This window comes from Ruegeria sp. ANG-S4 (assembly GCF_000814005.1).
Taxonomy (GTDB): Bacteria; Pseudomonadota; Alphaproteobacteria; order Rhodobacterales; family Rhodobacteraceae; genus Ruegeria.
This window is the reverse complement of sequence record NZ_JWLK01000005.1, coordinates 820,061-832,423: the sequence shown is the minus strand read 5'-3', so window position 1 is coordinate 832,423 and position 12,363 is coordinate 820,061. Positions and strand designations below refer to the sequence as shown.

Annotated in this window: 14 protein-coding genes; 9 read left to right on the top strand and 5 right to left on the bottom strand. The window is 57.6% G+C overall.

Translation table 11 applies throughout. The annotated features are described in order from the left end of the window. Position 1: 1 nt before the first annotated feature. Positions 2-421 (bottom strand): cupin domain-containing protein, encoded by a 420-nt coding sequence (locus tag RA28_RS17040; RefSeq protein ID WP_039531800.1) that lies wholly within the window; start codon positions 419-421, stop codon positions 2-4. A gap of 86 nt (positions 422-507) precedes the next feature. Here RA28_RS17040 and RA28_RS17035 point away from each other — a divergent pair, with 86 nt between their 5' ends. Beyond that, entirely contained in the window at positions 508-1,926 is a 1,419-nt protein-coding gene (locus RA28_RS17035) for a protein adenylyltransferase SelO (protein ID WP_039531212.1), read from the top strand. Here RA28_RS17035 and RA28_RS17030 read toward each other — a convergent pair. Continuing rightward, positions 1,902-2,813: an FHA domain-containing protein gene (locus RA28_RS17030; RefSeq protein WP_039531209.1), complete on the bottom strand. Its 912-nt coding sequence runs from the start codon at positions 2,811-2,813 to the stop codon at positions 1,902-1,904. The genes RA28_RS17035 and RA28_RS17030 overlap by 25 nt on opposite strands. Positions 2,814-3,027: 214 nt before the next feature. Here RA28_RS17030 and RA28_RS17025 point away from each other — a divergent pair, with 214 nt between their 5' ends. From RA28_RS17025 to RA28_RS22860, 6 genes are all read left to right on the top strand, one after another. Next, the gene (locus RA28_RS17025) at positions 3,028-3,732 is read left to right on the top strand and encodes an endonuclease/exonuclease/phosphatase family protein (RefSeq protein WP_039531207.1); all 705 of its coding nucleotides are present in this window, start codon (positions 3,028-3,030) and stop codon (positions 3,730-3,732) included. An 88-nt stretch (positions 3,733-3,820) separates the two neighbouring features. Then, positions 3,821-4,234 (top strand): Fur family transcriptional regulator, encoded by a 414-nt coding sequence (locus RA28_RS17020; RefSeq protein ID WP_039531205.1) that lies wholly within the window; start codon positions 3,821-3,823, stop codon positions 4,232-4,234. Between the two features lie 134 nt (positions 4,235-4,368). Further along, entirely contained in the window at positions 4,369-5,250 is an 882-nt protein-coding gene (locus tag RA28_RS17015) for a DMT family transporter (protein WP_039531203.1), read from the top strand. Between the two features lie 145 nt (positions 5,251-5,395). Continuing rightward, positions 5,396-6,673 carry a phosphopyruvate hydratase gene (eno, locus tag RA28_RS17010; protein ID WP_039531798.1) on the top strand — a complete coding sequence of 426 codons (1,278 nt, stop codon included), beginning with the start codon at positions 5,396-5,398 and terminating at the stop codon, positions 6,671-6,673. 222 nt (positions 6,674-6,895) lie between these two features. Then, positions 6,896-7,210 carry a hypothetical protein gene (locus RA28_RS17005; protein WP_039531199.1) on the top strand — a complete coding sequence of 105 codons (315 nt, stop codon included), beginning with the start codon at positions 6,896-6,898 and terminating at the stop codon, positions 7,208-7,210. Positions 7,211-7,340: 130 nt separating this feature from the next. Next, positions 7,341-7,508, top strand: coding sequence for a hypothetical protein (locus RA28_RS22860; protein WP_193747417.1), 168 nt, complete (start codon positions 7,341-7,343; stop codon positions 7,506-7,508). Here the strand turns inward: RA28_RS22860 and RA28_RS17000 are convergent. The 3 genes from RA28_RS17000 to mazG all read right to left on the bottom strand — a co-directional run bounded on the left by RA28_RS17000 (position 7,505) and on the right by mazG (position 10,079). Further along, positions 7,505-7,954, bottom strand: a complete 450-nt coding sequence (locus tag RA28_RS17000) for a GNAT family N-acetyltransferase (protein WP_039531196.1) — start codon at positions 7,952-7,954, stop codon at positions 7,505-7,507. The two genes, RA28_RS22860 and RA28_RS17000, sit on opposite strands and share 4 nt — an antisense overlap. 262 nt (positions 7,955-8,216) lie before the next feature. Continuing rightward, entirely contained in the window at positions 8,217-9,158 is a 942-nt protein-coding gene (locus RA28_RS16995; protein ID WP_039531195.1) for a nucleoside hydrolase, read from the bottom strand. Between the two features lie 63 nt (positions 9,159-9,221). Then, positions 9,222-10,079, bottom strand: coding sequence for a nucleoside triphosphate pyrophosphohydrolase (mazG, locus tag RA28_RS16990; protein WP_039531796.1), 858 nt, complete (start codon positions 10,077-10,079; stop codon positions 9,222-9,224). Positions 10,080-10,145: 66 nt separating this feature from the next. Here mazG and RA28_RS16985 point away from each other — a divergent pair, with 66 nt between their 5' ends. Then, complete coding sequence (locus RA28_RS16985) at positions 10,146-11,309, top strand: M20 aminoacylase family protein (RefSeq protein WP_039531192.1); 1,164 nt, start codon at positions 10,146-10,148, stop codon at positions 11,307-11,309. 12 nt (positions 11,310-11,321) lie between these two features. Then, positions 11,322-12,284, top strand: coding sequence for an agmatinase (gene speB / locus RA28_RS16980; protein ID WP_039531189.1), 963 nt, complete (start codon positions 11,322-11,324; stop codon positions 12,282-12,284). Positions 12,285-12,363: the final 79 nt, after the last annotated feature.

Below are 12,363 nucleotides of genomic sequence, written 5' to 3'. Positions count from 1 at the left end.
GTCACTTTCTCGGAATATCAAATCCGGGTTTGGCCAATACGAACCCGTCGAATTCGAACCCCGGCGAAACCGTACAACTCACCAAGGTGAAATCACCGGTACTGCGGGCCGCCTGCCAATGCCCTTTGGGAACGATGAGCTGAGGAAAACCTTTGGTCAGGTCGGGCGTCAGCAGGTGATCCTCAGCCGGGCCCGCCTCGGTTTCGGCGAGCGACAGAACCAAAGGCGCGCCGGCGTTGTACAGCCAGATCTCGGTGGCGTCGACCTTGTGCCAATGGCTGCGTTCGTTCGCCTGCAGCAGAAAGTAAATGCAGGTGCCTGTGGCACGCCCGGGATTATCGGCACGCCATGTTTCACGAAACCAACCGCCTTCGGGGTGTTTTTGCAATGCCAGATGCTCGATGATTTGTTGTGGTGTCATGGCCTGTCCTTCTGTCTTGATGGGATTATGCACGGCGGGCGCCAATCCGCTATGGCAATCGTGAGAACAGGCCATATGTTTGCCGCATGACCCTGACGATCCCTTTTGACAACACTTATGCCCGCCTTCCCAACGTGTTTTACGCGCGGCAGGCTCCGGTTCCAGTTCGTGCGCCCCGTCTGGTCGCTTTCAACGCTGACCTGGCCCGTATCTTGCGCGTGACACCGGGGGACGTGACTGAGATGGCCGAAGCCTTTGCGGGCAATGCTCTGCCCGAAGGGGCGGAGCCTTTGGCGCAGCTTTATTCCGGTCATCAGTTTGGGCACTACAATCCTCAACTGGGCGATGGCCGCGCGGTGTTGCTGGGAGAGACGGTGGGCACCGACGGTGTTCGGCGCGACATCCAGTTGAAGGGGTCAGGCCCGACACCGTTTTCCCGTCAGGGCGATGGACGCGCGTGGCTGGGGCCGGTGTTGCGGGAATATGTTGTGTCCGAGGCCATGCATGGTCTTGGCATTCCCACGACGCGCGCCCTTGCGGCTGTGGAAACCGGGGAAATCGTTCTTCGTGAAGGGCCGATGCCCGGCGCTGTGTTGACCCGCGTTGCGCAAAGCCATCTGCGTGTGGGCACGTTTCAGATCTTTGCCGCCCGCGGGCAATTGGATGGTCTCAGGACGCTGACGGACTATGCCCTAGCGCGTCACTATCCGGATGCCCGCGGCCCAATGGGGCTGCTGCGATCTGTTCGCGATGCCCAGGCCCGCTTGATCCCTCAATGGATGAGCGTTGGATTCATCCACGGGGTCATGAATACCGACAATTGTTCAATTGCCGGTGAAACCATTGATTATGGTCCTTGCGCGTTCATGGACGCCTACCACCCCAACACGGTCTACAGTTCGATTGACCGGATGGGGCGCTATGCCTATTCGAACCAGCCTGAAATTGCCGTTTGGAATATCGCGCAACTGGCAACAGCCCTGATCCAGCAAATGGACGACAAAGACCGTGCCGTGGAAGAGGCGACCGAAATCGTCCACGAAATGCCGGACCTGATGCAACAGCACTGGTTGGACAGGTTCCGGGCCAAAATCGGCCTCGTGACGGCAGAGGATGACGATCTGTCGCTGATTTCGGACCTTTTGACACGTATGGCGCAAAACCGGGCAGATTTCACAAACACATTCCGGGCATTGGGCTCTGACAAGGCCCGCGATCAGTTCCTCGATCCCGAAGCGTATGACACATGGTCAGACGGATGGCGCGCGCGGTTGGAACGCGAAAAGGCTCCGATCGACGTCACGCTGTCTGTGAACCCCGCGTTCATACCGCGAAACCATCGGGTTGAGCAGATGATTCAGGCCGCAGTGGCGGGGGACTACACCCCTTTCAACCGTTTGAATGCTGTTCTTGAACGCCCATACGATGATCAGGCTGACGCCGAGGATCTGAAGCGTCCGCCAGCGGACGACGAGGTTGTTCAGGCGACGTTTTGCGGCACCTGACGACGGCCCAGAATTTCAAACTGCAGGCACGCTTCGGAATGCTCGATCGGCAGCGTTGGTGAGATGAGCCCGCTGTCCGCCAGCATAACGGATTCGCGTTTCAACTGGATTTCGCGGCCCGCCTCGGATTTCACATACGTACCGGACGTGCTGCGATCCGACAGGATCAACTTGCCATCCTTCATGCTGAGAACGGCATGAAGGCGCGAGACCCAGGGTTGGGTCAGCACCACATCACAGTCCGGCGACCGGCCAATCTTTAGCTCACCATTGTCGTGGCATCGCCAGGATCGTTCCTCGTGGCTGAGGACAAGTGTCAGCCTTTCAGCACTTTTCCAATGATCTTCGTTTCGGCCATAGGACAAGGGCAGCCGCGTCTGGGTGAAAGGGTCCATTGCGGGGCTGATAAGCGAATGCGCCATGAATTGCTCGGTCAGTCCCTTGAGGTTGAGCCGCCCCAACGGTTTCAGCATCCGGCGCAATTCGATCTGCAGCATCTCTGCGACCCCGTCGCTCACGCAGGCTTCACCGGGGTTGGCAGCCGTGGCAAGGCGTGCGGTGACGTTGACGGCTTCACCATAAACGCCCTTTTCGGCGATCACGATGGGCCCACAATGCACGCCCACATGTACCGACAGCGAGGTTTCCGATGACCCTTCGATCAGGTTCAACGCGGCATTCAGGGCTGCGTTGGGATCGAGAAAGTAGCTCAGAACATCATCGCCTTTCTGTCCCACCTGCGTGCCCCCATGTTCCCGCAGGACACGGCGCAGCCGGTCCAGTTCCATTTGGATCAATCGCTGGGCTTCACCATCGCCCACCGCTTTGTAAAGCGGTGTGCTCCCCGAAATGTCAGCAATCACCAGGGTAGCGAATGTGGTATCCACGAATGATCCTCAGGTCCTGTTTAAGAGCACTTTAACGGCACTGTTTGCTCTGTACACGCAATTTACGTTTTCCTGAGGCACTTTAAGGTTAATTCGTGTTCAGAAACCCGTCTGATCTTCGCAATTGGATCAAATCGCCAATCCCGATTGAGAATCTGGTTGCGCCAAAATCTGGGCATGGCACTGTTGGGCTTTGAACATTTGCCCGGTTGCCATGAATTCCACGCCGACCCTTCGCATCGCCAGTTACAACATCCAGAAATGCGTCGGGTTGGATTTCCGCCGCCAGCCGCAGCGCATCATGCAGGTGTTGGCAGGTCTGCGTGCCGATATCGTGGTGTTGCAAGAGGCGGACAAACGGTTGCCGCCGCGTCCGGCCGCGCTGCCGCATTTCATGTTGGATGAGGCCGGATGGCAGGTCGTCGATTTGGGGGGCGCAGGCAGCCTGGGATGGCACGGCAACGCCGTGATCTGGCGGGGGGACAGGATCAACGTTCGGAAAACCGGGCATCACGATCTGCCGGGTTTCGAACCCCGCGGTGCCGTACGCGCGGAATTCGACACTCAAATAGGTCCGTTGCGTGTCATGGGCATGCATCTTGGGCTTTTGCCGGCTTCCCGCAGACAACAGATAACGCATATCCGCAGATGCGACTCCGATCTTGAACAGATGCCGACCGTTTGGGCAGGGGATTTCAACGAATGGTCGCGTCAGCCGGTGCTGGATCATCTGGCGCCTGATATGCGGTTCCTGCCACCTGTGCCCAGCTTTCCGGCTGCGCAACCGCTGGGCGCATTGGATCGGATTGCCTTGGGGCAGGGCCTGAAAGCCAGTGGGCACGGGGTCCACGACGTTCGGCCTGCGCATATCGCGTCGGACCACCTACCGATTTGGGCGGATCTGCAGCGCGCTGCCTAGTGTCGCATACTGCGCCCATAAATCGGCTGTGGCGAAACCGACCCAGACCTATTAAGACAGAAGCCCGAACAATCGCCGGGGGGTCACAATGTCCGATACGATCATCGCCAGGTGCGAAGCCAAGGGCCTGCGTATGACAGGCCAACGCCGCACCATTGCGCATGTGTTGCAACAAAGCGAGGACCACCCGGATGTTGAAGAGCTTTATGCGCGCGCCTCAGCCGAGGATTCGGGGATTTCAATTGCCACTGTTTACCGGACGGTAAAACTGTTCGAAGAGGCCGGGATTCTCGAGCGGCACGAGTTTGGCGACGGCAGAGCCCGGTACGAGGATGCCGAGCGCGATCATCACGACCATCTTATTGATGTGCAGTCTGGTGAAGTGATCGAATTTGTCGATCCCGAGATCGAAGCGCTTCAGGAAAAGATCGCGGCGAAGCTGGGGTACAAGCTGAAGGGCCACCGGCTGGAGCTGTATGGTGTGCCGCTAAAGCAGGACTGATCCATCACAAACCGCGATTTGGTATCGCACGCCAATTCATGCGTCCTGTCGCAATACAGCTTGCGCTGTCGCTTAAGTTACGGTTCAGGTGCTTGAAATAGGCGTGACCGGCGCCTGCATTGACGGACACTCGGATGAACAACGTTAACGGCATATTGCTGATTGTCGGCTCGATGGCGGCTTTCGCGCTGGAAGATATGTTCATCAAGCATTTGTCTGTCACGGTGCCGACCGGGCAGATTTTGGTCGCTTTGGGTTTGGTTTGCGGCCTGATTTTTCTGATCATGGCCATTGCCACGCGCAAATCCGTGTTTGATCCGTTGGCATGGAAGCCGCTGCCGATAGCACGCGCCGCGACCGAAGCCTTTGGTGCGATTACATTCGTTACCGCCTTGTCGCTGGTCGAGTTGTCGACGGTCGCCGCAGTGTTTCAGGCCATGCCGCTTGCGGTGACGATGGGGGCGGCCCTGTTTCTGGGTGAGCATGTCGGTTGGCGCAGGTGGAGCGCTATTGGCGTCGGATTTGTTGGCGTTCTGATGATCATTCGTCCGGGGCTGGAGGGGTTCCAACCCGAGTCGCTGTTTGTCGTCGTCTCGGTCTTTGCCATCGCCGCGCGGGATCTGATCACGCGGCGGCTGGACGTACGCATTGCCTCGTCCGTTGTTGCCTTTCAGGCGTATATCGCGGTGACTCTGGCCGGCGTGGTTCTCATGGTGATGTTCGCCCAACCCATCGTGCCGCTGCAATCCGCGCAGATCGGCCCCTTTATCGGAGCCATCGGGTTTGGTGTTCTCGGCTACTATGGGATTGTGACGGCTATGCGGATTGGCGAAGCCTCGGCCCTGACGCCGTTCCGATACACTCGGTTGGTGTTTTCCATTGCCGCCGGGATGCTGATGTTCGGCGAGCGACCGGATCTTATGACATTGGCCGGTGCGGCGTTGATCATCAGTTCGGGTATGTACACATTTCTGCGTGAGCGCAGGCTTGCACGAGAGACGGCGGTTACAGTCTGACGGATCGTCGCAGTTTTGCGCAAACATCTGTCGAACGTTGCATTGGGCCCGTCAATCCGCCTGTTAGCGATAACACGAGCGGTTTACTTTTTGCAATGTGATGCTATGAGGCATGCAACGGAACGCAGCCACAGGGACCGGCCTCATGAGCACGATCATCGACATTCACGCACGCGAAATTCTTGACAGCCGGGGCAACCCGACGGTCGAAGTGGACGTGATCCTGGAAGACGGCACAATGGGTCGTGCGGCTGTCCCGTCGGGGGCCTCGACAGGCGCGTACGAAGCGGTCGAAAAGCGAGACGGTGACAAAAGCCGCTATATGGGCAAGGGCGTGCTCGAAGCTGTCGCTGCCGTCAATGGTGAGATTGCCGAAGAACTGGTTGGGTTCGACGCCACGGAACAGGTCGCCATCGACGAGGCAATGATCGAGCTTGACGGGACCGAAAACAAAGGCCGACTGGGTGCAAACGCCATCCTGGGCGTTTCGCTGGCAACCGCGAAAGCAGCGGCGGATTTCACGACACAGCCGCTTTATCGCTATGTGGGCGGCACGTCGGCCCGGGTTTTGCCGGTGCCGATGATGAATATCATTAACGGGGGTGAACACGCGGACAACCCGATCGATATTCAGGAATTCATGATCATGCCGACCTCGGCCGCGAACATCCGTGAAGCGGTGCGCATGGGGTCGGAGGTTTTCCATACACTGAAACGCGAACTGTCGGCCGCCGGACTGGCCACGGGTGTCGGTGATGAGGGCGGTTTTGCGCCCAACATCGCCAGCACGCGCGAGGCTTTGGACTTCATTCTGAAGGCTGTGGAAAAAGCGGGCTATAAACCGGGCGAAGAAGTCCATCTTGCCCTTGATTGCGCAGCCACCGAATACTTCCGCGATGGCAAATACGTGCTGGCGGGTGAAAATATCTCGCTGAATTCAGAAGAAAACGCTGAATATCTTGCTACTCTGGTCAACGACTATCCGATCATCTCGATCGAGGACGGGATGTCCGAGGACGACTGGGACGGCTGGCGCGCCTTGACCGATGCCATCGGCGACAAAGTGCAGCTGGTTGGCGATGATCTGTTTGTCACCAACCCAGAGCGTTTGGCACAGGGGATCGCAAACGGTTGCGCGAACTCAATGCTGGTCAAGGTCAACCAGATCGGGTCGTTGACGGAAACGCTGCGTGCTGTCGATATGGCCCACCGGGCAGGGTACACCAACGTGATGTCGCACCGCTCGGGAGAGACCGAGGATGCCACCATTGCCGATTTGGCTGTCGCGACAAACTGCGGTCAGATCAAGACCGGGTCGTTGGCAAGATCTGACCGGCTGGCCAAATACAACCAGCTTATCCGTATCGAAGAGTCTCTGGGCGAAGTCGCCGAATACGCAGGCGCCTCGATCCTCAAACGCTGAGCCTAACGTAGCGAGAATTTGGAACCGGCTTCTGCTTCAGGGGGCCGGTTTTTTTGTGCAACACGCCAATTGCTTTGTTCAATGTCAAAGGTTTCGAGCCCCGCGGTAAACAAGACTATTGGGCGCGAACCCGCGAATGGGGTAAGCTCGGTTGGCAATGCCCGGAGGTGGACGGAACTCTGGCGCAAGCACGTGGTATGATTGCTTAACGAGGATGTTCCAATGACGATTAAACACTTTTTTGGCTGCGCGGCCGTCTTGTTGCTGCCCCAGATTGCATTAGCCGCGCCCACGCCGCAGGCCACATGCCAGGTGATGGTTGATACCGATCCCAGTGGCCAAATCACCATGGAGGAATGTCTGTGCACCTATCAGGTGGCCGATCAGATTCTGGATGACGATATCAAGGAACTTCTGTTCAAATCCTGGTACACCGGAGAGAACGTAACGGATCAGTTAAACGCTTTGCCGAATCCCAAAAGGGTCAAAAAACAGTTCAGCAGAATGGAACGGGGCATGAAACAGAATTGTCTTTAACGTAGACAATTCCGTCTTTTTATCTGAATTGGTGAAAAACATCACACAAAGCATGCTTATGTGTGAACTTGTTCATATATAGACCTTTACGTGGACGTTAGCCTGACTGCATTGCAGAAAGGAGAACGCGATGTCCGCCTCAAAATTCCTTCTCGTAGTTTCAGTTGTTTCCGTTGGTTTTCTGGCCGCCTGCTCGGGCCCGGGAACTTATCCGATTACCGGGATGGAAGTGTCACAGAACGACCCGGTGCAGGAAATGTACAACCCCGGTCTGATTTTCCGCGGCGAGTCTCGCTAAAGCTTTTTGCTCATCAGCATGTAGCGGTCGCGCGGCTTGAAGCCTGACCGAATGTACAACTTGTGCGCGGCCTCGTTGGTGCGGTCGACCTCAAGGTGCAGCGCCATCAATCCGGCATCCGCAAGAGCCTTTGGCAGATCATGCAGAACTTCGGTGGCGATTCCGCGTCCGCGAACGGCGGGTCGGATGTAGATTTCATCGACAAAAGCGTCCATGCCGCCAAATTCCACCGACCAGCCGAATGTCAGGATGATGTAACCCAACGGCGCGCGGCCTGGACCAATCAGGTAGATGCAGCCGTGGGGAATCCCTTCCAAAAGGGGCGACAAAGCTGCGCGTCGGCTCTCCTGGTCTTGTTCAATGCCGGATTCGTCATGAAAGGCCGCGACCAAATTCATCAGTCGGTCCAGATCATCGGGGCGCGCAAGGCGGAGTGCGGCGGTCATACGGTTCTTTCCATTATTTTTGACTCAGGTCCGGCAATCCAGCCTGCGCGGATAGCGTCACAAAGACGAGCGTTGCGGCAACCCAGAAGTCGCGAAATCTCGCTTGCCCCCAGTCTACAGCGACGCACCTGAAACTGATGTTGCCCGATCATCGGGTTATCAAGTCGAAGACATTGACGACGGGGCAGACCGCGGGAAATCCAGCGCTCAAATTTGGCTCTGGCCGTATCGGAAAGTCGAGCAGGCGGTCGTTCCACGAGGCTCATAGCCGGGCCAAACGTTCGGTGAGCAGGTCAAAGAACCCATCGGCGTCAACGTCGTTCATGAACATTGCATTTGGCGGGCGATCCGTGACGCGCCACCAGTCCGCGACCGTCATGCCCATCGTCAATTCCGATTGCGTTTCGATTTGGACGTTGACGTGGCGACCTGAAAACAGGTCAGGTCGTATAAGGTAGGCTGTCACACAGGGATCATGCAGCGGTGCGCCCTCAGAGCCGTATTTCTCTTTGTCAAAACGTTCGAAAAAGTCGGTCATTTCCGCAACCGCATGACCGACTTTGCTGTTGAGCGCCCGGAACGCGTCGTTGCGATGGGGTGTGACCAGCGCGTCGTGGGTCACATCCAAAGGCATGACGACAATGGGCGCGCCGGATTTAAACACAATATCAGCAGCTTCCGGGTCAACATAAATGTTAAACTCAGCGGTCGGCGTGATGTTTCCAACCTCGAAATAGGCACCGCCCATCAAAACGATTTCCTGCACCCGGTCGACTATATCCGGCGCCTTTTGGAAAGCTGTTGCGATGTTCATCAACGGCCCCAACGGGCAAAGCGTTACCGTCCCGGGCTCGTGCGCGCGCAACGTGTCGATGATGAAATCAACAGCGTGTCCATCGGCAAGGGTCATTTCCGGGTCAGGCAAGACCGGCCCGTCCAGGCCGGTTTTTCCGTGTACGTGCTCGGCTGTCACCAAATCCCGTTTCAGGGGGCGATCACACCCCGCATAGACCGGGATATGAGTGTGATTTGCCAGTTCACACACAATCCGCGCATTTTTCGCCGTCAATTCAAGCGGCACGTTCCCCGCAACGGCAGTGATGCCCAGAACTTCGATCTCTTCGGGGCTGGCAAAGGCCAGCAGGATGGCAACGGCGTCATCTTGACCGGGATCGGTGTCGATGATGATTTTGCGGGGGGGCATGGTCTTCTCCGGGGGTCGTGAAGGTGGGACAGTCGCAACTGTCGCTGAACTTGTCTACCCGAATTACGCCTCAGCCGGGACATCCGCAGGCGGGAGTTTGCCGTTTGCGCGATGTTCTTCGGTTTTGACCTCATCCCAAAGCGCATCCATCTCGGCCAGATCACTTTGCGACGGCGTTCTTCCGCGTTCAGCCAGCCGGGCTTCGATCTTTTCGAAGCGGCGCGTGAACTTGGCGTTTGTGCGGCGCAAGGCGGCCTCGGGTTCGATGCCCAGATGGCGGCCCAGATTGACGATGACGAACAGAAGATCGCCGAACTCGTCTTCCAATGCGTCGGCGTCCATGCTGTCACGGGCCTCTTCCAGTTCGGCGGCCTCTTCGGTGATCTTGGCGAGCACGTGGCTGGCGTCGGGCCAGTCAAAGCCCACGCGCGCGGCGCGTTTCTGCAGCTTGTGGGCGCGGAGCAGGGCAGGCAGGTTTGCAGCAACGCCATCAAGCGCCCCTTGCTGTTCCTTGCCAGCGCGTTCGGCGGCCTTGATCGTCTCCCAGTCCTGCGTCTGCTGATCCGCGGACTTGTCCCGGGATTCATCTCCGAAGACATGCGGATGGCGGTCGACCATCTTGTCGGACATCGTGCGCACAACGTCCTGAAAGGTGAAATGCCCAGCCTCTTCAGCCATTTGCGCGTGAAAGACGGATTGGAACAGCAGGTCGCCCAGCTCTCCCTTCAACTCATCATAAGCCTCGCGTTCGATGGCGTCGGCGACCTCATAGGCTTCTTCGATCGTATAGGGGGCGATGGTCGAAAAATCCTGCTCGATATCCCACGGGCAACCGGTTTGCGGGTCGCGCAAACGCCGCATGATTTCCAGAAGCCGTTCGATACCCGCATCGCTGTCGTGGATCAGAGGATTTTCAGCCATTGCGAACCCTTTCGTTCCGGTGTCAGATGCATCCATTCCGCAGTCAGGATCAGGAGTCCACCCCAGATGCCCGTCGTCAACAGAATTGCCGAGTTTTCCTCAGAAATGACCGCTTGGCGTCAGCATTTACACACGATTCCCGAGTTGGAATTCGAATGCTACGAAACCGCCGCCTATGTGGCCGAGCGTCTGCGCGAGTTCGGGGTCGATGAGCTGCATGAAGGGATTGCCAAGACCGGCATGGTCGCAATCATCAACGGGCGGGGGGACGGCCCGACCATCGGCCTGCGCGCTGATATGGATGCGTTGCCGATTACCGAAGATACCGGGCTCGACTATGCCTCGCACAACCCGGGCAAAATGCATGCCTGTGGGCATGACGGTCACACAACAATGTTGCTGGGCGCTGCGCGGTATCTGGCCGAAACGCGCAATTTCAAGGGCCGGGTCGCATTGATTTTTCAACCCGCCGAAGAGGAAGGCGGTGGCGCAGGAGTGATGGTCGACGAGGGGATCATGGATCGCTTCGATATCACGCAAGTCTTTGGGCTGCACAACGATCCCGGCAATCCGGTCGGGTCATTCTACACGACTGCGGGTCCCATCATGGCTGCGGTGGACACGTTCGACATTCACATACAGGGGGTCGGCGGTCACGGGGCATTGCCGCATCAGACAAAAGACCCGGTCATGGCCGCGTGCGGCATAGCGCAAGCCATTCAGACGATTGTCAGCCGCAATCACTACGCGGTCGAGGATCTGGTGGTTTCGGTCACGCAGATACATGCAGGAACCGTCAACAACGTGATTCCCGACACGGCGTATCTGAACGGGACAGTCCGTACCTTCGATCCTTCGGTCCAGAAAATGGTGATCGAACGGATGGAGCAGATCGTGCAGGGGCAGGCGGCTTCGTACGGGGTAGAGGCGCGCCTCGATTATCAGATCGGTTACCCCGCGACGGTGAATGACGCCGACAAGTCGGCTTTTGCGGCCGATGTCGCCCGCGAGGTTTCCGGCGCTGAGCGCGTCGTCGATGACATGGGCCGCGACATGGGGGCCGAAGACTTTTCTTACATGCTGCAGTCCCGGCCCGGTGCTTACCTATTTCTTGGGCAAGGCGACGGGCCCAGTCTTCATCATCCGAAATACAATTTTAACGACGAAATCGCGCCGGTGGGTGCGTCTTTCTTCGCGCGACTAGTCGAAAAAGCGCAGCCTTTGGGCTGATTGGGGACCAAGATGGCACTGGAAGACTCAAAGAATTTCGTGGATGAGGCGTTTAGCAACCCTGAACTCAAGGGTGTTTCGCATGAAAACACGTTTGGTGGCGCGGTGTCCTTTCTGCGGCGTCTCTACACCAAGAACCTCTCTGGCGTGGACATCGCGGTCACCGGCGTACCGTTCGATCAGGCCGTAACGAACCGACCCGGCACGCGCCTTGGCCCGCGCGCCATTCGTGAGGCCAGCACGTTGCAATCGCCTGACGAGCCATACGGTTGGCCGTTCAAAGCCCTGTCTGAACTGGCCATAGTCGATTATGGCGATGTCGCTTTCGATTACGCCAACATTCCAGAGTTTCCAAACACACTTACAGATCATATCCGGACCATTCTGGCGGCAGATGTTGCCTCGGTTGCGTTGGGTGGGGACCACTATATCAGTTTTCCAATTTTGCGCGCCTACGCAGAAAAGTACGGACCGATGTCTTTGCTGCAGTTCGACGCACATACCGACACCTGGGTCGACGACAATCTGGATCGCGTGGACCACGGGACGATGTTCTACAAGGCGGTGAAGTCGGGCATCGTGGACCCGGAACGTTCGGTTCAGGTGGGGATTCGCACGACAAACGAGGACACACTGGGCGTCAACATCATAGATGCACGCGAGGTTTACGAGGCCGGCCCAGCAGCGGTTGCGCAGAAGATCAAGGGAATTCTGGGGGACAACCCTGTGTATCTGAGTTTTGATATTGACGGGTTGGATCCGGCGTTTGCGCCGGGAACAGGGACGCCTGTTTGGGGCGGGCTCAGCTCCATTCAGGCGCAGATCATCCTGCGTGACATTGCCGGGATCAATATCAAGGGCGGCGATGTGGTCGAAGTGTCCCCGCCATTTGACACGTCGGGCGCGACGGCGATTGCGGGCGCACATGTTGCAACGCAAATCATTTGCCTGCTGGGTTGGAACAAGCTGACGTGACGGGGAATTTAACCATTGGTTAGCCAAGTCTCCGGTATTGGCTTGTTAAGGTGAACCGGCAGGATGGGAGCGCAATCAT

Coding starts and splice junctions, on each gene's coding strand:
- RA28_RS17025 (WP_039531207.1), top strand. CDS start 3,028: ATGAATTCCACGCCGACCCTTCGCATCGCCAGTTACAACATCCAGAAA.
- eno (WP_039531798.1), top strand. CDS start 5,396: ATGAGCACGATCATCGACATTCACGCACGCGAAATTCTTGACAGCCGG.
- RA28_RS17040 (WP_039531800.1), bottom strand. CDS start 421: ATGACACCACAACAAATCATCGAGCATCTGGCATTGCAAAAACACCCC.
- RA28_RS22860 (WP_193747417.1), top strand. CDS start 7,341: ATGTCCGCCTCAAAATTCCTTCTCGTAGTTTCAGTTGTTTCCGTTGGT.
- RA28_RS17000 (WP_039531196.1), bottom strand. CDS start 7,954: ATGACCGCCGCACTCCGCCTTGCGCGCCCCGATGATCTGGACCGACTG.
- RA28_RS17035 (WP_039531212.1), top strand. CDS start 508: ATGACCCTGACGATCCCTTTTGACAACACTTATGCCCGCCTTCCCAAC.
- mazG (WP_039531796.1), bottom strand. CDS start 10,079: ATGGCTGAAAATCCTCTGATCCACGACAGCGATGCGGGTATCGAACGG.
- speB (WP_039531189.1), top strand. CDS start 11,322: ATGGCACTGGAAGACTCAAAGAATTTCGTGGATGAGGCGTTTAGCAAC.
- RA28_RS17005 (WP_039531199.1), top strand. CDS start 6,896: ATGACGATTAAACACTTTTTTGGCTGCGCGGCCGTCTTGTTGCTGCCC.
- RA28_RS17020 (WP_039531205.1), top strand. CDS start 3,821: ATGTCCGATACGATCATCGCCAGGTGCGAAGCCAAGGGCCTGCGTATG.
- RA28_RS16995 (WP_039531195.1), bottom strand. CDS start 9,158: ATGCCCCCCCGCAAAATCATCATCGACACCGATCCCGGTCAAGATGAC.
- RA28_RS17015 (WP_039531203.1), top strand. CDS start 4,369: ATGAACAACGTTAACGGCATATTGCTGATTGTCGGCTCGATGGCGGCT.
- RA28_RS16985 (WP_039531192.1), top strand. CDS start 10,146: ATGCCCGTCGTCAACAGAATTGCCGAGTTTTCCTCAGAAATGACCGCT.